At 35.1% G+C, this 19,353-nt stretch carries 15 protein-coding genes; 5 read left to right on the plus strand and 10 right to left on the minus strand.

The features are described 5' to 3' along the window. Positions 1-154 precede the first annotated feature (154 nt). The 5 genes from BUE24_RS23120 to BUE24_RS23140 all read right to left on the minus strand — a co-directional run bounded on the left by BUE24_RS23120 (position 155) and on the right by BUE24_RS23140 (position 5,282). Positions 155-1,030 (minus strand): helix-hairpin-helix domain-containing protein, encoded by an 876-nt coding sequence (locus BUE24_RS23120; protein ID WP_073322027.1) that lies wholly within the window; start codon positions 1,028-1,030, stop codon positions 155-157. 10 nt (positions 1,031-1,040) lie between these two features. Further along, entirely contained in the window at positions 1,041-2,639 is a 1,599-nt protein-coding gene (locus tag BUE24_RS23125) for an alanine/glycine:cation symporter family protein (protein ID WP_073322030.1), read from the minus strand. Positions 2,640-2,737: 98 nt separating this feature from the next. Further along, complete coding sequence (locus BUE24_RS23130) at positions 2,738-3,754, minus strand: potassium channel family protein (RefSeq protein WP_073322035.1); 1,017 nt, start codon at positions 3,752-3,754, stop codon at positions 2,738-2,740. After that, entirely contained in the window at positions 3,751-3,972 is a 222-nt protein-coding gene (locus BUE24_RS23135) for a PspC domain-containing protein (RefSeq protein ID WP_073322038.1), read from the minus strand. The genes BUE24_RS23130 and BUE24_RS23135 overlap by 4 nt, the downstream gene beginning before the upstream one ends. Positions 3,973-4,001: 29 nt before the next feature. Continuing rightward, positions 4,002-5,282, minus strand: coding sequence for a DUF2851 family protein (locus tag BUE24_RS23140; protein WP_073322041.1), 1,281 nt, complete (start codon positions 5,280-5,282; stop codon positions 4,002-4,004). 186 nt (positions 5,283-5,468) lie between these two features. Here BUE24_RS23140 and BUE24_RS23145 point away from each other — a divergent pair, with 186 nt between their 5' ends. Beyond that, complete coding sequence (locus BUE24_RS23145; RefSeq protein ID WP_073322044.1) at positions 5,469-6,323, plus strand: peroxiredoxin family protein; 855 nt, start codon at positions 5,469-5,471, stop codon at positions 6,321-6,323. Between the two features lie 327 nt (positions 6,324-6,650). On the opposite strand, the gene BUE24_RS23150 is transcribed toward BUE24_RS23145, so the two are convergent. The 3 genes from BUE24_RS23150 to BUE24_RS23160 form a co-directional block, all read right to left on the minus strand. Next, a complete protein-coding gene (locus BUE24_RS23150; protein WP_073322047.1) occupies positions 6,651-7,631 on the minus strand; it encodes a helix-turn-helix domain-containing protein in 981 nt (326 codons plus the stop codon). 151 nt (positions 7,632-7,782) lie between these two features. Next, a complete protein-coding gene (locus BUE24_RS23155; RefSeq protein WP_073322070.1) occupies positions 7,783-9,144 on the minus strand; it encodes a pyridoxal-phosphate dependent enzyme in 1,362 nt (453 codons plus the stop codon). Positions 9,145-9,267: 123 nt separating this feature from the next. Next, positions 9,268-10,509 carry an ABC transporter permease gene (locus tag BUE24_RS23160; RefSeq protein WP_073322050.1) on the minus strand — a complete coding sequence of 414 codons (1,242 nt, stop codon included), beginning with the start codon at positions 10,507-10,509 and terminating at the stop codon, positions 9,268-9,270. 8 nt (positions 10,510-10,517) lie between these two features. Here BUE24_RS23160 and BUE24_RS23165 point away from each other — a divergent pair, with 8 nt between their 5' ends. From BUE24_RS23165 to BUE24_RS23180, 4 genes are all read left to right on the plus strand, one after another. Next, entirely contained in the window at positions 10,518-11,819 is a 1,302-nt protein-coding gene (locus BUE24_RS23165) for an exo-beta-N-acetylmuramidase NamZ family protein (RefSeq protein WP_073322053.1), read from the plus strand. Between the two features lie 136 nt (positions 11,820-11,955). Next, positions 11,956-14,121, plus strand: a complete 2,166-nt coding sequence (locus tag BUE24_RS23170; protein WP_084549675.1) for a tetratricopeptide repeat-containing sensor histidine kinase — start codon at positions 11,956-11,958, stop codon at positions 14,119-14,121. A 104-nt stretch (positions 14,122-14,225) separates the two neighbouring features. Then, positions 14,226-16,325: a tetratricopeptide repeat-containing sensor histidine kinase gene (locus BUE24_RS23175; protein WP_073322058.1), complete on the plus strand. Its 2,100-nt coding sequence runs from the start codon at positions 14,226-14,228 to the stop codon at positions 16,323-16,325. Beyond that, complete coding sequence (locus BUE24_RS23180) at positions 16,315-16,959, plus strand: response regulator (protein WP_073322061.1); 645 nt, start codon at positions 16,315-16,317, stop codon at positions 16,957-16,959. The genes BUE24_RS23175 and BUE24_RS23180 overlap by 11 nt, the downstream gene beginning before the upstream one ends. Positions 16,960-16,977: 18 nt before the next feature. Here the strand turns inward: BUE24_RS23180 and BUE24_RS23185 are convergent, their stop codons facing one another. Continuing rightward, on the minus strand, positions 16,978-17,913 hold the full coding sequence (locus tag BUE24_RS23185; RefSeq protein WP_073322064.1) for a PorP/SprF family type IX secretion system membrane protein: 936 nt from the start codon (positions 17,911-17,913) through the stop codon (positions 16,978-16,980). 3 nt (positions 17,914-17,916) lie between these two features. Then, positions 17,917-19,353 (minus strand): T9SS type B sorting domain-containing protein (locus BUE24_RS23190; RefSeq protein ID WP_139242101.1); only part of this gene is annotated, 1,437 nt, incomplete at its 5' end.

The raw sequence follows: 19,353 nt of genomic DNA on the forward strand, positions 1-19,353 counted from the left end.
GATATTGAAGCATCAATAGCACTAAGACTAATTTCCTTTACAACCTTTGTTTTATTAACAATTCATCATAAAAATTAAGAAATTCTCAATAAACAATAAATAAAGATCTATAATTTGAGAATTCGTTAAAATTAACTATGATTTTTTCCGATTTTTATTTCACTGTCAAATATAATGCTATTCTGTCTATTTTATCCAAAGAAAAGCCTTCGATTTTTCCCAATTCTTTGAGATCCGAAATAGCTCCATTAGTTTTTATGAAATCTCTAATATCCAGGGCTATTTCAAAATCAAAATAAGGAACTTCCAAAAGTTCTTTCACCTCTGCATTATTCACATTGATCTTCTTAATCTTCTTTTGAGAAGAAACCTGATACAATTCCTTTATCTTCTTTTGGTGATATGGATACAATCCTTTTATATCTTTCAGCTGACTTATATGAACAAAACCATTGATCCGGCTTCGATACTTTACAATACGTTTTGCTACAAATTCTGGCACATTGATGACTTCTTGTAGTTCCTGAACACTCACCGTATTCAAATCTCTTTTCTGAAGAAATTTCTTTTTTGTTTTTTTCCGTCGTTTCTTGAATACAGTATTAGCCCTATTTTTCTTCCAATCAGGAAATTTAAATAAAGGAGCGATTCGCTGAAGAATAGCATCATCCACACCAGTTACTTTTTTGAAATCAGTTACAGAATTAATCCACTTCCCTTTGTTGCGATAGGCATAAAGTCTATCTAATTCTACTACTGAAAGACCTAAAGTATATCCTTTGTAGTCAGAAATGAAGTTGGGATTGAAGGGGCGAAGCGTGTACGTTTTCTCTTGAAGAGCAATATCGTTTTGTAAACCTTCTACCTGCTTTTGAAATTGCACCAATTCTGAAAGCGCTATTGTTTTTGGTTCTTTATAATCAATAAGAAAATAATACCCAATAACAAGGATAAATAGGAATATGGATAAAAGAAAAATCCCATTTCGGAAATGCAAATTCATCTCGAAATGGGATTTTATATTTTTCATAAATTGTTATTTACCCTTTAGACGCCTTGATCGCATCAAAATATCTGGCCAATTGTTTTTTCACTACTGGGAATAAGAAGTACAACCCTACCATATTAGGGAATACCATTGCAAAAATCATTGCATCAGAGAAGTCCCAGATAGATTTCATACTTGCAGCAGCACCAATAACTACAAAAGTTAAAAACAATAGTTTATATACCAAGTCCGCTTTTTTACCTCTTCCGAAAAGGAATTTCCAGGATTGTAATCCATAGTAAGACCAAGAGATCATTGTCGAAACCGCAAATAGCACTACTGCTATGGTTAAGAACACATTAGAAAATGGTATATACTTAGCGAATGCCTTTTGGGTTATCCCTGCTCCCTCGTATGATGCTCCTTCAATCATTACAGCTCCGCTACCGTCTCCTCCATAAATGAATGCTCCATCGGAATTAAAAATGATAATTACTAAAGCAGTCATCGTACAGATCACAACTGTATCGATAAATGGCTCAAGTAATGCTACTAAACCTTCAGATGCAGAATATTTTGTCTTTACTGCAGAGTGTGCAATAGAAGCAGATCCCGCACCAGCTTCATTAGAGAAAGCTGCTCTCTTGAAACCTACTAATAACACCCCGATTACTCCTCCTACTCCAATAGCTTTTGGATTAAAAGCTTCGGTAAAGATCAATCCGATTGCATCATCAACAAACGAAAAGTTACTAAATATGATATATAAACATGCTAGTATATACAATAAAGCCATAAAAGGAACTACTTTCTCTGTTACAGAAGCAATTCTTTTTATCCCACCAATAATAATGATCCCTACCAAAATCGCTAAAGTAATACCGATCCAGAAACCAGCGGCTGTACTTTCTAATCCTAATAGGTCTTTCAGCACCACTGTAGCTTGATTAGATTGTGCTGCGTTTCCTCCACCAAAAGAACCTCCGATACAAAAGACCGCGAACAATACTGCAGTTATTTTACCTAGCCATGTAAATCCCTTTTCTTTTAACCCTTTACTTAGGTAGTACATTGGTCCTCCATATACTGTTCCATCTTCTCCAACATCTCTATATTGTACCCCAAGTGTACATTCTACAAATTTGGTAGACATCCCTAGAAGTCCGCAAATGATCATCCAAAAAGTTGCTCCTGGTCCTCCCAGTGCAATAGCCAATGCTACCCCAGCAATATTACCATTTCCTACTGTACCAGACACGGCAGTTGCCAACGCCTGAAAGTGAGAAACTTCTCCTTCTTTTGATTCATCTCTTATGGTATCCTTGATGTCACCATCAACTGCAGCACTTGGATCTCCTACACCATGTCCTTCGACATCATCGTACTTCCCCCGTACTACATTAATCGCTTTTCCGAAATAACGGATATTAGGAAAACCAAAATATAAGGTAAAGAATAGGGCACTTACTACCAGAAGAATCAAAACAAAAGGTGTTCCTCCTATAGTAAAAAAGATAACTGAAGAGAAAAAATCAGAAATCGGTTTAAAACCTTCATCTATTTTTTGATCAAGACCTTTTTCGACTGTTTCTTGTGCAAATGTTATAAATGGAATTGTGAGTGCTAATAATGAAAGAAGATATCTCTTCATGATTGTATGAGTTAATTGAATTTTATTTTTAGAAGCCCCCAAGATGCTAAAAAAAACAGTTGTTTACAATTTTTTAAAGGTTAAATGTTTTGTAACTGTTAAATATTAAACTCCTTATTTAGCTGATTAATTTGCTCTGGACGGCCTAATACAACAATCCTTGATTTCGGTTTAAGTAAGGTGTCTGCTTCGGGATTTACAATATAATCTCCTTCGGGTGATTTATACCCTATAATGGTACACCCCGTTCTGGATCTCATGTTAATATTACGAATGGTTCTTTCTACATCATCATCAAACATATCCTCAAAAGAAATTTCCTCGATATTAATAGATCGCTTTCCTACTATAGATAAATTATCCAAAAACTCAATCAAATCCGGAACCACTACCAAAGAAGCCATATGATCTCCTCCTATTCTATCGGGCATGATTACATTATCTGCTCCTGCCAAACGTATTTTCTTGTATGATGCATCTTGTGAAGCCCTACTAATAATTTTTAAACCGCTATTGATTTGTCTTGCCGAAAGCACTATAAATAAATTATCTGCATCTTCGGGTAGTGTACAGATCAGACAAGCTGCTCTTTTGATTCCTGCCTCTATCAATACTTCATCTTCGGTGGCATTACCTCTCAAAAAAACTAATTCATCACTTTGATAACGTTCGATAAGCGTGCCATCTCTTTCAATAATAATAAATGGTTTATTGTATGCCAAAAGCTTGGCCGCCGCTTGTTTACCATTTCGGCCGTATCCAACAATAATGATATGGTTTTCTAACTGATGTATCATTTTTTGTATTTTTCGATATTGTGCTCTTTTCGGATCATTCTTACCTACAATGTATTCTGTGATTACGGATACGGAATAGGCAAATATGGCAACACTGGTCGAGATCAGAAAGACGGTAAACAACTTTGCATTATCGTCTAAAGGTTCTACCTCTCCAAAACCAACAGTAGACATGGTGATTACTGTCATGTATAATGCATCAATCCATGAGTAATCAGAAAAAAAACGAAAGCCAATAACCCCAATAGCCACGACAATAAATAATAATATCACGGCAATATAGATTCTAGGTCTTCCCCAATTCTGAAGTTTTATCATAAATCAAACACAGACGTTCTTTTAGTATACACTAAGTCCTTTATTTTTAACCAAAAAGCCATATTAAGATACAAAACAAAACCCAGACCCGCAGTTGCAAAGGTTAAGTAGATAAAGAATAGACGTACAATCTTTGCACGCATTCCCAAACGATCTGCCAGCCTTGAAGAAACATAAAATCCATTACGCTCTAAGAAGTGTCTTAAATTGTATAGCATACCGCAAAATAAATATATTATCTTAATTTTTAATCTTGATTCAATAAATAATTCCCGATAGCACATTTTAAACACGCTTTACGATCACAATAGTTTTGCCTGAGTTGCAATAAGGATTGTGATTGTAATGCATTTTGAAAAACCAAACCACTTTCCTCAAATCTTGTAACAATGGTATTCTTTTCGGCTTGGATGTTTGTAATTAGTGCCATTACAGCCTCGTCAGTATTTTTTCCTAAACTTCTGAAATAACAAAAACGAATAGGAATAACAGTATTGATCAAAATTAAATCTACCATTTGGCGAGTAATTGGTTTATCCCGAACCACCGATTCTTTTGAGAAGGTATAATGATTTTTCCAGAAATTGCTGATCTCTATCGAGAACAATCGATAGAAATCTGCTAGCATATTCGTATTTACAACAAGATCAAAAAGTGCAGGGTATTTTGCATACAAACTTGCTAATTGCGCAATACGAATTGTAGGAAAATTTGGTGGTCGTAATCTAAAAAATTGAAATGGAAGTACATTTCTAGTATCCAAATTGAATTTATGCTTCAAAAATGCATATTCTTTTTGCAAACTATTGAAATAAGGAACATCAGATTCATTTTCCAAAAGTCCTGCCTGTCCAAACAACAAGGCTTCTAAAACCGTTTGATCCTGACTACATTTCCGAAATACAGAAAATTCAAAAGACTGTGCAAGACTCAAAAATGCATCCCCATTTACCTTTAATCCAAAGTTTTTTGCCAGTAGCATAAAAAACACAGCTTCCCAATTGTTGGCATAATTAGAAAGTAAATTCATAATCAGTTTTGATTTTTGTTCTAATCGTTCTACAAATAATCGATCTTGAAAATTAGAAAGCAGGAAATCAGGTATTTGATTTAATCCCGACTTGCAGGGCAGTTGATGATTGGAAGAATGCACAAAAAGTTGATGATACCGATCCAACAATTGCTCATCCACATAATCTCTTAACTGTAATGTAGGCACTCTGGTATTGTCTTTCCTAAAAACTTCTATATCATCGTCCCAAACCACATGAAGAATCACATTATCATATGCACTATCTTGTTCGTGGTGATGGGCATACCAATCGCTAGATTTGATATGTAACTCCACATTTCCAGCCCATTTCTGACCTTCTATGCTAATCAGTGCATTAAAGAAATCCGGTCCAGCATGTGCTACATTATGTACACCTAACCGATATAACTTAATTTCTTCTTTTGAAGTGGTTTTTAAATTTGAGCAACTAAACTTTTTGAATTTCCATAAATAATGGAGAAAATCTTCCTTCATCCTTTTTTGTAGTTATTAGCGTTATTTTTTACTCCTGAAAAACTCAGGAACATTCGCTATTTACCTTTTCAGGTAGGATGAAGAAAATAGAAATAGCGTTCTATGGATTTCAAAAGTACTAAATTTTGGAGTATCCTTGTAAGCATCATTAGAAACCAATGACAAAATACCAAACTAACTCCTCTTATGAAGAATGTATTGAAGTCCATTTTCATCTCTCTATTTCCGGCAATAGCACTCTATTTTGTGATTGACAGTATTATACATCTTATCAATCATGATATATCCTATCGCTATTTGGGGAGATTACTCCTAGCTCTTGCTATTGTTTCGTTCTTTGCTCTTCTTTTTATAAGACCTGTAGCACGAACTGATGCTAATCTAAAGGTGTATACGGTATTTATAGCCATTGGTTTTTTGGTGAGCATGATTTTTGGAGGAATTATCCAAAATGATATCAATGGATCTTTACCTAGTGTAGGTTTATTTTTAGGATGGGTATTATATATCAAATGGTATTCTGTTTTTGAGGACAGAAAATCTAACAAAAGTATTGTTGTTGGTAAAACGCTTCCAGAACTAACATTTGAGAATCCAGAAAAACAAGAAATACACAGCTCCCAATTTTTGGGTAATCCATCAATTTATCTTTTCTACAGAGGAAATTGGTGCCCTTTGTGCATGGCACAAATCAAAGAAATAGCAAATCAATACAAAGAGTTAGAAAAACGAAACGTGAATGTGGTTATGATTAGTCCTCAACCCCATACGCATACAAAATCTCTTGCCAATAAGTTCGATCTCAATTTTCACTTTCTAGTAGATAAAGACAATACTGTTGCTAAACAATTAGATATTCTAGGAAAGAATGGACTCCCGATGGGCTTTCAAACTTTGGGATATGATAGTGATACGGTATTACCCACTGTTATTATTACTGATAAAAATGGCAAAATACTTTTTGCTGATCTCACTAATAACTACAGAGTACGTCCAGAACCCGAAACATTTTTAAGAGTTTTGGATCAACATGCTATCTGATTATTAACAACTTTCGGATCAATTTCTTCAAATTCGCTCTCATTTTTACGGTAAAAAAGTCTTTAAACTGACTTAAAACTGCATAAAAATGGGGTCAAACTCTTAAAATCTAGTTAATTTACTATAGAAATGTACTATTGGTAAGAATTTATGTATTAATGGAAAACCTTACAAAAATTACATTTCTTTACTTTGTTAGTAACAAAAGGGAAAAACACTTTCAAAAAACGACATAAAAATTTCAAACCCTAAGCTAAGTTGAGTTTGTGTTAGGTTATAGATGGTTGCTACTCGTTAGTGACCATCTTTATTTTTGAACAAATTGTACTAAATAGAAATGTCGGGGTAAATGTCGAATTTATTAAAAAATGCCTTTCGAAATTTTGAAGAGTTTGAATAATTCAGTGCATCCATAACTTCCTTTACAGACAAACCATCTGCAAAAATCATATTATAAGAACTCTCAAGTTTTTTATTGTTAAAAAATTCAAGAGGCGTTTGATTATGAATTTCTTTGAACATATTAAAAAAATTGGTTCGACTCATATGGGCCATTTTGGCCAGCTGATCCACTCCAATAAAAGGTTCATGCAAATGCCCCCTGAGGTAATCACTTACTTTGTAAATACTTCCAACCTGAGCACTATTGATATTAAAGGGGTTACTTTCTGTTTCCCATTTTTGAACATCTTTCCAAAAAGTTTCCAGTAATCGAATTCCTCGCGAAACAAAATAGAGATAATTCTCTACTTTTTTAAGATCGGGTGATACGATTTGATCAAAAAGATGGGACTGTTTATAAGAGAGATAAAATTTATGGATATGTTGATGAGAGTACCGAATATAGCTATCTACTTTTTCTGCCATATCACTACTCTTCATAAAATAAGGTTTGGTATACGAGCTCTTTAATACAATCATTGTTGATTTTACCTCGGCCCCTTTGGTAATAAATACCTGTTCTCCCTGTTGTGCATCCATACAACGCATATTACCAGGAGTATAGTTGTCAGAATATTTACTGATGATTTCTTGAGATTCTATCTTATGATCCAGGGCATATTTTCTAAAATGCAGAATAATATCCTTTTCATCTATTGGCCTTCGAACATAATGAATATCTGTATTGGCCTTGTAGTTATTGACTAGCAAGAATACTTCTGGAGAAATCTTATAGTACGAGAGGTATCCTTCTCCTATCTCTGGAGGGAAATAGATATGATCAGAAGTGCTATCAGGATTTAACTGGGACCTGAAATAGTTTCTTAATTGATCAATATCTGAGAAATCAAAAATATATTTATACATACCCCTACAATTTATGCTAGTCTTTACCCTTATAGATTACAACGGTCCCTTAACGTTGCGTAATTTTTATCAAAAATAAACACTACAAACAACCCCTTTATCAGCAGATAACGCTGATAGAGGGGTTAAATTATATTTTAAAGATAATGATTTATTTTATATGGCTAATAACGTCATATTTGGTAATAATATGATGTTTCCCATTTTCAAGTGCAACGAGAACGGCAGGATTTCCATTTTTGATAAGCTTAGATATTTCATCAAGAGAAGCTTTTGCATTCACTATAGGAAATGGTTCTTTCATCACCTCTTTTATAGGAGTGCTATCCATATTTTTGTCTTCCATAAAAGCTTTAAACAAAGCACTTTCATCTACAGAACCGACAAATCCATCGGCATCAACAACGGGTATTTGCGAAATTTGAAATTTACGCATACGCTCTATCGCATGAGAAACCAGCTCTTCGGTTTTTACGGTTACCAAAGGTTTGTCTGAGTGGTTTTTGATCAAATCGGTAGCCACAGAAATTTCTTCCTCCAAAAATCCTCTTTCCCGCATCCAATCGTCATTAAACATTTTACCCACATATCGGCTACCATGATCGTGATACAATACTACCACCACATCATCTTTGGTAAAATGCTCTTTGAGTTGCAAAAGTCCTTTAATCGCAGCTCCCGCACTATTTCCTAAAAACATCCCTTCTTCCTTTGCCAATTTTTGAGTGTATATGGCAGCATCTTTATCAGTAACTTTTGTAAATCCATCAATTACCGAAAAATCCACATTTTCAGGAAGAATGTCTTCACCAATACCTTCGGTAATGTATGAGTAGATTTCATTCTCATCAAAGATCCCTGTCTCATGATACTTCTTAAATACAGATCCATAGGTATCTACTCCCCATATCTTTATATCAGGGTTTTGTTCTTTAAGGTATTTTCCAACTCCGGATATCGTTCCTCCGGTACCTACTCCAACAATAAAATGAGTAACTTTTCCTTCCGTCTGTTTCCAGATTTCAGGACCAGTAGATTCGTAATGTGCTTGCGCATTGGACGGATTGTCATATTGATTCACATACCACGAATTTGGTGTCTCTTCAGCCAAACGTTTGGATACAGAATAATACGACCTTGGATCATCGGGTTCTACATTAGTAGGACATACCATTACTTTGGCTCCAACGGCTCTTAGGATATCCATTTTTTCCTTAGACTGTTTATCTGCCATAACGCATATTAGCTTATATCCCTTTACGATGGCTGCAAGGGCTAATCCCATTCCGGTATTACCCGATGTACCTTCAATAATAGTACCTCCTGGTTGTAATCTGCCATCAGCTTCTGCATCTTCAATCATTTTTAATGCCATACGATCTTTTACCGAATTTCCAGGGTTAAAAGTTTCATATTTGGCTAACACCAAGGCATCGACATCCTCAACCAATGCATTCATCTTTACCAAAGGAGTATTCCCAATGGTTCCTAATATATTTTCTGCGTATTCCACACTACTAATTTTAGATTCCCAAATGAAGGGTATTTTACTTGCAAAGATACGATGTAGATGATCTAATTCATCATAGTTCAATCAAATATTTTTCCGACATAAAAACTAATTACATCCCTGTTTTTACTCAAATCGAATCGATTTGGTAGGAGATATTTTTGACACAATATAAGAAGGTATCAGTAGCATAATTAAACACAATGCCATAGTCCCCAAATTTAATAATACGATATACCCTATATTAATGTATACCGGTGCGGTACTCACATAATAGGTTTCGGGATTAAGGCGTACCACCCCATAGACATCTTGAATCCAAAGCAATCCAATTCCTATTAGATTTCCCCAAAAAAGCCCTATGGCAATAAGGTAAGCCGCGTTATATAGAAACACTTTTCTAATGGTCCAGTCGGTTGCTCCCAATGCCTTCAAAACACCAATCATCGGTGTTTTTTCCAAAATAAGCACTAATAAAGCCGTGATCATATTAATTCCTGCAACCAGAATAATAATGGCAATAATACCTATGATATTGAGATCAAAAAGTTTTAACCATTCAAAAATGGTGGCGTACTTTAAGGTAATGGTTTGGCTATCTAAGGTAGAAGGAACATTTTCGTAGATCTCCTGTCCTTTGGCATCAATTTTTTCAAAATCATCAATATACACCTCAAAATTCCCCACTTCATCTTCTTTCCACTTGTTCATACGTTGTATATGTCGTATGTCGGCAAACAAATAGGTCTCATCAAACTCCTGAAACCCTGAATTATAAATCCCCACGATTTCAAAAGCTCTGATATAGGGTCGAGAGGCAGAACTCCCATTTTTCTTCAGGAAATAGGTAATCGCTTTATCCCCTATCCCCAATTTCAAACGATTCGCAAAATGAGAAGATAAAAGTATCTCGTTATTTAGAGTATCGGTAAAATCAGGAATTCGTCCTTCGATGATATATTCTTTAAAATGTTCCCAATTGTAGTCCTCTCCTATACCTTTTACCACAACACCATCAAAATCAGTCTCTGTACGAATCAATCCAATTTTGGTAGCTACTCCTTGCAAATGCTCAATTCCAGCCACTTCATCAAAATCTGGATAAAAATCTTGATTGGTGGATATTGGGATCAAAGTTTCTACACTACTGTTGTTATCAAAGCTATTAATTAAGATATGACCATTAAAAGCGGCAACTTTTTCCCGTATTTTACGTTGTAAACCTATCCCCGTAGCTACAGTAATCAACATCATAATCATACCAATCGCAATGGCAGAAATCGCAATTTTTACAATAGGAGTCGAAATGCTACTTTTATGTTCCTTACCTTTGATAAGGCGTTTAGCGATAAAATACTCGAAATTCAAGCTTAATTATGGTTTTTATTAAAAATGCATCTTCCAAAAAGATTGATAGGTTCAAAAATACATTTTTATTCCTTTCTCTGATTTTTATTTCCTGTATAAGTGGAATAAAAAAGGGATCTGGGGCCTCATCTCCCTCTGATCCAGAGGTTGTGTCTAACCAGATCGTGGTAAATGACACTGTACAAAATCAAGATCCAATACTGGTTGGGGCCAATCAAACCGAGGCGTATCTTCCTATACTTGAAAACAAAAAGGTAGGAATTGTTGGAAATCAAACCACGGTAATTTTTAGAGAAGGAGTCACCAACAAGAACTATATTCATCTGATAGACACCTTATTATCAAGAAATATAAACATCAAGAAAGTATTTGCTCCAGAACACGGATTTAGAGGAAAAGCAGATGCGGGAGAATTAATAGCCGACGGAAAAGACATTAAAACAGGATTACCTATTATCTCGTTGCATGGTAAAAATAAAAAACCTTCAAAAGAATCCCTTTCGGGTATTGAGATCATGGTTTTTGATATTCAGGATGTAGGAGTTCGGTTTTACACCTACATTTCTACCTTGCATTATGTGATGCAGGCCTGTGCAGAGAACAATATTCCTTTGTTGATTCTGGATCGACCAAATCCCAATGCTCATTATATCGATGGCCCAACCATGAAACCCGAACACACTAGTTTTTTGGGTGTACACCCTATTCCTTTAGTTCATGGTATGACCATAGGAGAATATGCCAAAATGACGAATGGACAAGGCTGGTTAGGCAATGAGCTAAAATGCAATATTACCGTAATTCCTGTCACGAATTATACTCATAACACTTCATATAGCTTGCCTATACGACCTTCGCCAAACTTACCCAATGATACAGCCATCAACCTATATCCTAGTCTTGGTTTCTTTGAAGGAACCACCATCAATGCGGGAAGAGGTACCGAAACTCAGTTTCAGATATACGGTTCTCCGGATCTTACTATAGACAAGTATGATTTTGCCTATACTCCCAAACCTAATTTTGGTGCCAAATATCCAAAACACCAGGGAGAAGTTTGTTATGGAAACGATTTAACCAATACTAAACGCCTCAAAGCCATCAATCTATGGTGGTTGGTTAACGCTTATAAAAACTCAACAGACAAAGAAAAGTTCTTCAAAACCAAATCTTTTACTGCTCATGCTGGGACCGAAAAATTACAGCAACAAATTATGGAAGGGGTAAGCGTGACAGAAATCAAAAAGTCATGGAGTGATGACCTTAGAAAATATATGGAAATGAGAAAGCAGTATTTGCTTTATCCGTAGCTATTAGACAATCAAGATTTTCGATGTTCATCAAATTACTCGGTTAATGATGTCCATATTGTAACCGCTTCTTTCTCTATATAATACCCCCTGTTTTCAGGGATAGAAGGGTCTTCTAGAATTAATATCTTTGTTTATGACTAAATTCATCCTCCGATACGTTATCATTGGCATGTTTGGATGCATTCATTGGGTTTCAGGACAAAGTGATGCTAGTGGTCTTGGGAAAGTCCCAAAGGAAATCACCCTCCAAGAGCTTGAAGATCGATTAATCGATGAGGCATTCGAATGGTTTAATAATAAGGAGTATGACCGAGCTTACAAGAGAGCACACGAACTTCGAAAATCTTTAAAAACAGAAAAGGCTGCCAGTAATAGCCTTTTACTCCTGGCGTATCATTTCAGAAATCAAACTCTGATCGACTCTTCAAACTTTTATGTAAAAGAAGCATTAAAGTATAACCATATTGGTACAGATTCTACAAAGGCCAAATTTCGATCTACTGCCTATAGCATTCTCGGAACTAATTATAAAAATCAAGGCCTGTTTGAGGAAGGCAGAAAATGGCATCTCAAAGGAATAGAAGAAGCCCAAAAATACAACGAAGAAAATTTACATTATACAAATACCCATGGGCTAGCTTTAAATTATAGTGAAGCAGGAGAATATGGAAAAGCCTTGGAGCTATTCAAAGAGTGCATTACTTATGAAGATGATGAGGAAATCGTTTTTGGAAGTTATATCAATATTGGTATGATTTACTCTGGTCTGGAAGATTACGAAACAGCCGAAAAATATTTACAAAAAGGAAGAGAACTTAGTCAACAAAAAAACAACCAAAGTGCACTTGCCGTCATATTGCTCAACCAAGGCGTGAATGCACAAACCCAAGGCCATCATGATCGAGCAATCGAATTGTATGAAGAAACTGTAGAAGTGAGTAGCAAAATCAATTTACGCCGTATAGAATTGATTGGAAGAATGAACATTGGAAGCGTGTTTTCGGAAATGGGGAACAATAAAGATGCAGAATTGATCTACAGTCTTGCCTTGTATCATGCCAGAGAAATGGGTTTGTTTGATCAACAACTCAATATTCTTGACAATCTAAAAGAAATTGCTATTGATCAAGGAAATTATAAGAATGCACTCCACCATTTATCTAAATATTTTGAGGTAAAAGACTCTATAGTAAAACTACAAAAGGTCAAAGAAATTAATGAACTAGAGGTTCGTTACGAAACCTTAAAAAAGGAAAAGGAAATCAAAATATTAAAGATTCAAAATTCGAATAGAGATCTTAAAGTAAAGAACCAGCAAGAAGCGATCAAAAACCTCAAACTAGAACAGGAAATCGAAAAAAAGGAGACCGAAAATCAGATTTTAGCTTTCGAAAATGCTTCAGAAAAAAGGGTGAATGAAATTAATTTATTAAAAAAGAATCAGGAACTTCAGGAATTGAATCTTGCTCGTCAAAAAACCATCAAGAATATCATTTTATATTCTTTCTTGATCATTCTTATTCCCATTATTGGTCTCCTGGCTATTTATTATCAAAAATTACAAACCCAGAGCGAATTGAACGTAAAAGAGAAAGAAGTAAATCAACAAAAGATTGCTTCTTTACTTAAAGATCAGGAACTAGAAGTGATCAAAGCAAGCGTTGAAGGGCAGGATAAAGAAAGGAAAAGAATTGCACAAGAGTTACATGATAGTATTGGAGGTAATCTTGCTGCCATCAAACTACAATTGAATAGTCCCCAGGTTAAGGACAAATCTTATAGGAATGGAATAAATCATCAAATCGATGAAACCTACCAGCAGGTACGAAGTCTTTCTCATAATTTGATTCCCAAAAAATTTAAGAAAAATAACTTTTGTGATGTTATTGAAGAATACCTTAGCAAAATTAGTAATGCAAGTAACATCGAATTGTCTATTGCAGTGTACCCTAGAAAAGAAATTGATCACCTTAGTGAAAAGCTTCATGTAGAAATTTTTAAAATTATTCAAGAGTTGATCACTAACACTATTAAACATGCCCAAGCATCCCAGGTAGAATTACACATTAATTTGGGGGAAAATTACGATTTGAATATTATTTTTGAAGATAATGGAGTTGGGTTCAATACTGAAAAGCAAAAAAATGGATTAGGCTTTTCTAATATAAAAAGCAGATTAAAGGACATATCTGGAATTTTATATATTGATTCCAGACCAAATAGAGGTACCGTTATTAACATTGAAATCCAAACACAATCCAGTCAAAAAAAGCAAGAACAAAAACTAGTAAACCCCTGAAAACACTTACCAACCACATCCTATTTTCTAGAACTCAATTCAATGTTGCAATCGGAGTTATTTTACTTATTTTTTTAGGTCTTTCTACCGAAGTTAGCGCCCAAATGGATAGCAAAGACAAAGCTTCTAACTATTATAACAAAAAAGAAGAAAGAACAATTGTTAAAAAGTTGCAAGCCTTAACGAATAGTACAATTAATGGGGTAAACAACAAAAAAGTGTATCAGGAAATCAACAGTCACTTTACTTCAAAAAAAGTAAGGAGTACCAGGTTTAAAGCCGATTTACATCTCATACTAACCGCTTATTTCAATAAAAGATCCGAAATTGATTCCTCTATTTATCACGCTAAAAGAGTATTAGCCTTAAAAGATTTTGAAAACGATACTCTCAGGAGTAACATTTACGGATTGGCGTATCACTGGTTAGGGAGTATCAATGGATCAATAGGTCTTAATAGCAAAGCAAAAAAGTGGTACCTAAAAGGTATTGAAATATCTCAAAAATATGATGACAAGCGTATTTATTATGTCAATGCTTTTGGCCTTGCCAACAGAATTACGAACTCTTCCAATAAGCTAGAAGAATTAGATACCGCTTTAGATCTCTATAAAAAATGCAGCGAGTATAAAGAACATAAAGAAATGGTTTTTGGATGTCTTGTCAATATCGCCAATATTTACGGATATAGAGAAAACTACCTTGAGTCTATTAATTACCTCGAACAGGCACTAGAAATATGCCGAAAAAATAATAGAAAAAGTTGTATTGGAACCATCTCGTTCAATCTGGCGGTCAACTACAAAAAGATAGACAAACTAAATCAGGCATTAACATTCGTAAGCGAGTCTATTGAAATAGCAGAAAATAATGGTTTCCAGAGAATGGAGGTAATGGCCAAGCTCGAAAAAGGTCGCATCCTAAGCCTACTAGCCAAATATGAGGAAGGCGAAAAATTGATCTTTGAGGCTTTGGAAAAAGCGAAAGCATTAAATTTATTAGAGAATCAAAAAACAATCTACTACCGGTTACGAGAAATTGCAATCCTACAAAATGACTATAAAAAAGCACTCAATTACAGCGACCAGTACACCGAAATCTTAGATTCCATAAGAACATTGGACAAAGACAAAGAAGTAAATGAATTGGAAGTAAAATACAAGACACTTCAAAAAGAAAGAGAAATAAAAATCCTGAAGGTAGAAAATACTAATCGTGAGCTAAAATTAAAAAATCAGGAAGAAGCGATTAAGAATTTAAAACTCGAAAAAGAAATTGAAAAAAAGGAGAACGAGAATCAAATTCTTGCTTTTCAAAATGTTTCAGAAAAAAGAGTTAATGAGATTAGTTTATTAAAAAAAGATCAAGAACTACAAGAGTTAAATCTTGCTCGTCAAAAAACAATCAAAAATATTATTTTGTATTCTTTTTTGATCATTCTCATTCCTATCATTGGTTTGTTGGCGATCTACTATCAGAAATTGCAAACCCAAAGCAAATTAAATGTGAAAGAAAAAGAAGTGAATCAACAAAAGATTACTTCCTTACTAAAAGATCAGGAATTAGAAGTAATTAAAGCCAGTGTCGAAGGACAGGACAAAGAAAGGAAAAGAATTGCACAAGAACTACATGATAGTATAGGAGGTAATCTTGCCGCGATCAAGTTACAATTGAATAGTCCTGAAATTAAAGACAAACACCTAATTGGCACTATCAACCATCAAATAGACGAAACTTACCAGCAAGTAAGAAACTTATCTCATAACCTCATCCCAAAACGATTTGGAAAAAATAAGTTTTGTGATGTTCTGGAAGAATACCTGGATAAAATTGGATCCTCTAGTAGCATTACTCCACATTTTTCTTTACATCCCAGAAAAGAAATTGATCTTCTAAATGAAGAATTACAAATTGAAATCTTTATGATTATTCAAGAACTTATTACCAATACCATTAAACATGCAGAAGCCAGCAGTATTGAATTGCATATCAATATGGCAAAAGAAGATACTGTAAATATTATTTTTGAGGATAATGGAGTTGGGTTTGATATTCAAAAGATTGCCGAGGGATTAGGATTTGTCAATATAAAAAGTAGATTAGAAAAAGTCTATGGATCCTTAATTATTGACTCTAGAAAAGGCAGGGGGACTATTATCAATATTGAAATTAACAATCTCAAACCAACCACTTATGAAATATAATTTGATTATTGTTGACGACCATAAAATGTTTTTGGACGGCTTATTAAGCATTCTTAATTCTGAAAATGATTACAATGTTTTGTTATCCAGTAAAGATGGTTCGCATATCGCTAAATACCTGGAAATTAATCCCGATGAGAAAATTGACCTCATTATTACCGATATATCCATGCCGCAACTGGATGGGATTTCTTTAAACAAGATCATTAAAGAGAAAAATCAACATATTAAAACCTTGGTGGTAAGTATGCATAGTGATGTTGAAATGATCGATGATCTCATCGAGAATGATGTTGACGGATACGTGCCCAAAAACGCAGAAAAAGAAGAGCTTCTTAAAGCAATCCAAACCATTCTGCAAGGAGAAAAATATTTTTCTAAAGAAATAAAAGATATTTATCTTCAAAACAAACTGTCCAACAAGAAGAAAGAAAGTGTAAAATTAACACAACGGGAAGTCGAAGTAATCACCCTGATCGCTCAAGAGTTTACCACACAAGAAATTGCAGATCAATTGTTTTTAAGCAAGCATACTGTTGAGAGTTACCGAAAAAATCTAATGAGTAAACTGAATGTAAGGAACGTTGCTGGGTTGACAAAATATGCACTCAAAATGAAATATATAGAGCACTAAAATCTAATGTTGGCCTTCTTAATTGGAGGCCAACCCTCTATTTTTGAAACCTGTTCCCAAACGATAACTTAAAATAATACCATGTGTAGTTTGTACAGGAGCATCTCTTAGCATTTGATTGTAGTTATAAATCAAACGCAAGTGATCTGAAAGGTATAACCCCGCCAAAAGATTAATCGATGAATTTGTGCGGTACCCTGCTCCTACTTCTATCTTATTTTTATAGCTAACAATGGTATTAAAATCAAATTGAGCGGGAGCACCAGAAACATATTTGGATAAAATACTGGGGTTGATCATTATTTCTTCAAATCGTGAAGCAAAAAAACGATACCCGGCATACAGGTAGTAAGGAATTTCAAGATTGATATTATCCTCCGTAGACCATGCATCCCCTAATAGATTTGGCGCAGAAAACCCTACATACATTTTATTTCTATTATACAAAATCCCTACTCCCAAGGTAGGTAAGGTAGTATTGATATTGTTGGCAAAATTAGGATCATTTTGTATCCCTAACTCTAATAAGTTTTCATCATAGATCATCGCGCCAGCGGTAATCCCAAAAGACAAAACATGAGGATTATACGACCACCATCGTGCGCGATTATAGTTATGATCAAAAATTAATTTATACGCATATGCAGCAAATATATTGGTAGCAGTAGTCACCCCTACCTGATCACTAAAAACTCCTGCGCCAAATCCCATTTTTTCGGATCGCAAAGGTGAATTGAACAATACACCTATATTTCTTGGACTCCCTTCTATCGAATTTACATACCCTCTATTACTGAGTGTAAATTCTGAATTTTGGTGAAAACCAGCATGTGCAGGATTAATGATCACTGTATTGTAATTATAATTGGCAAACACAGGAGTTTGTTGAGCAAACATAGTGCTCCAACTCATCAACAATACCACTAGGGTTATGAATGTATAGTTCTTTTTCATGAATTAACGTTTTAAAACAAGGAAACCTTCTGTTTTCCTTAAGGAGTTTGGGCCACTAGTTCTAATTTTGAAGAAATAGGTTCCCTCGGGGAGTTGATCTCCTCCAAGACTTCGTTTTCGATTAGCAATTCCTCTAAATACTCTTGAAGTGTTGTTATATCCTTCTATTTCGAAGACCAAATCTCCCCACCTATTAAAGATGGACACACTGTTATTTGGATAGTTCTCTATAGTATCGATCTCCCAAAACTCATTGATTCCGTCCCCATCTGGAGAGAATCCATATCTTGTTTCATCTTCTTCTTGTGGTGTTACAAACACTATAACCTCATCTACAGCGACGCATCCGTCTTCACTGGTAAACTCCACCAAATATGTAGTAGTAATAGAAGGGCTTGCTATGGGATTAGAAGTAGTAGTATCACTCAATCCAATTGAAGGAGACCAAACAAAACTTCCTGTGGTCGATGCTGTGGCATCCAACTGGATTTCCTCACCCTCTGTAATGCGCTCATCCTCCCCGGCATCAATGGTACAAGTCGGAAGAGGATTGTCTATGACGGTTACCTCAAAACTACATTGACTCGTATTTCCTGCATTATCGGTTAACACAAATGTATTAATAGTAGTTCCTATAGGGAACTCTGCTCCTGATGGTAACCCTGTTAACTGTACTATGGAGTTTACTCCGCAGTTATCGTTTACGATGGGATCCGAATACACTACCGTAGCAAAAGTGCTATTGGCATCTGCATTTTGTGTGATATTTGCAGGACAATTGATATTAGGATCCGTACCATCATTAATGGTAATTATTTGGGTCACATTGATGCTGTTACCTGCAGCATCGGTAACACTATAGGTTCTAGTAATCACTTCCGGATTGCTGTTTCCATCACTCACGTCATTCACAAAAGCAATCGTAGGCGTACCACAATTATCGGTATGATCAGTTATTATTGTAATATCAGGTGCTGGTGCACTACACTGTGCATTAATTGGTGGTAGGTTACTTGCGGTAGGAAGAATATTGTCGTTAAGGGTTATTGTTTGAGTCACGTTAATACTATTCTCTGCAGCATCGGTAACGCTATAGGTTCTTGTGATTATTCCCGGACTTGTTATTACGTCACTTACAAAAGCAACATTGGGAGTACTACAGTTATCTGCCTCGTCTGTAACCACTGTAATGTCTGGCATAGGTGCGCTACATTGAGCACTAATCGATGATGGATTACTTGCCGTTGGGAACGTTGTATCGTTAATAGTGATTGTTTGGCTCACATTGATACTGTTCCCCGCAGCATCAGTAACACTATAGATTCTTGTGATCACTTCTGGGTTGCTGTTGCCATCACTTATATCTTCTACAAATGCCACAACAGGAGAGCTACTACAGTTATCTGCCTCGTCTGTAACCACTGTAATGTCTGGCATAGG

Source organism: Aquimarina spongiae (assembly GCF_900141785.1).
In the GTDB taxonomy this organism is placed as follows: Bacteria; Bacteroidota; Bacteroidia; order Flavobacteriales; family Flavobacteriaceae; genus Aquimarina; species Aquimarina spongiae.

Bases quoted from the DNA above. Each gene is read 5' to 3' on its own strand.
- BUE24_RS23125 (WP_073322030.1), bottom strand. From the start codon at position 2,639: ATGAAGAGATATCTTCTTTCATTATTAGCACTCACAATTCCATTTATA.
- BUE24_RS23120 (WP_073322027.1), bottom strand. From the start codon at position 1,030: ATGAAAAATATAAAATCCCATTTCGAGATGAATTTGCATTTCCGAAAT.
- BUE24_RS23145 (WP_073322044.1), top strand. From the start codon at position 5,469: ATGAAGAATGTATTGAAGTCCATTTTCATCTCTCTATTTCCGGCAATA.
- BUE24_RS23130 (WP_073322035.1), bottom strand. From the start codon at position 3,754: ATGATAAAACTTCAGAATTGGGGAAGACCTAGAATCTATATTGCCGTG.
- BUE24_RS23135 (WP_073322038.1), bottom strand. From the start codon at position 3,972: ATGCTATACAATTTAAGACACTTCTTAGAGCGTAATGGATTTTATGTT.
- BUE24_RS23180 (WP_073322061.1), top strand. From the start codon at position 16,315: ATGAAATATAATTTGATTATTGTTGACGACCATAAAATGTTTTTGGAC.
- BUE24_RS23150 (WP_073322047.1), bottom strand. From the start codon at position 7,631: ATGTATAAATATATTTTTGATTTCTCAGATATTGATCAATTAAGAAAC.
- BUE24_RS23175 (WP_073322058.1), top strand. From the start codon at position 14,226: ATGGATAGCAAAGACAAAGCTTCTAACTATTATAACAAAAAAGAAGAA.
- BUE24_RS23170 (WP_084549675.1), top strand. From the start codon at position 11,956: ATGACTAAATTCATCCTCCGATACGTTATCATTGGCATGTTTGGATGC.
- BUE24_RS23165 (WP_073322053.1), top strand. From the start codon at position 10,518: ATGGTTTTTATTAAAAATGCATCTTCCAAAAAGATTGATAGGTTCAAA.
- BUE24_RS23140 (WP_073322041.1), bottom strand. From the start codon at position 5,282: ATGAAGGAAGATTTTCTCCATTATTTATGGAAATTCAAAAAGTTTAGT.
- BUE24_RS23185 (WP_073322064.1), bottom strand. From the start codon at position 17,913: ATGAAAAAGAACTATACATTCATAACCCTAGTGGTATTGTTGATGAGT.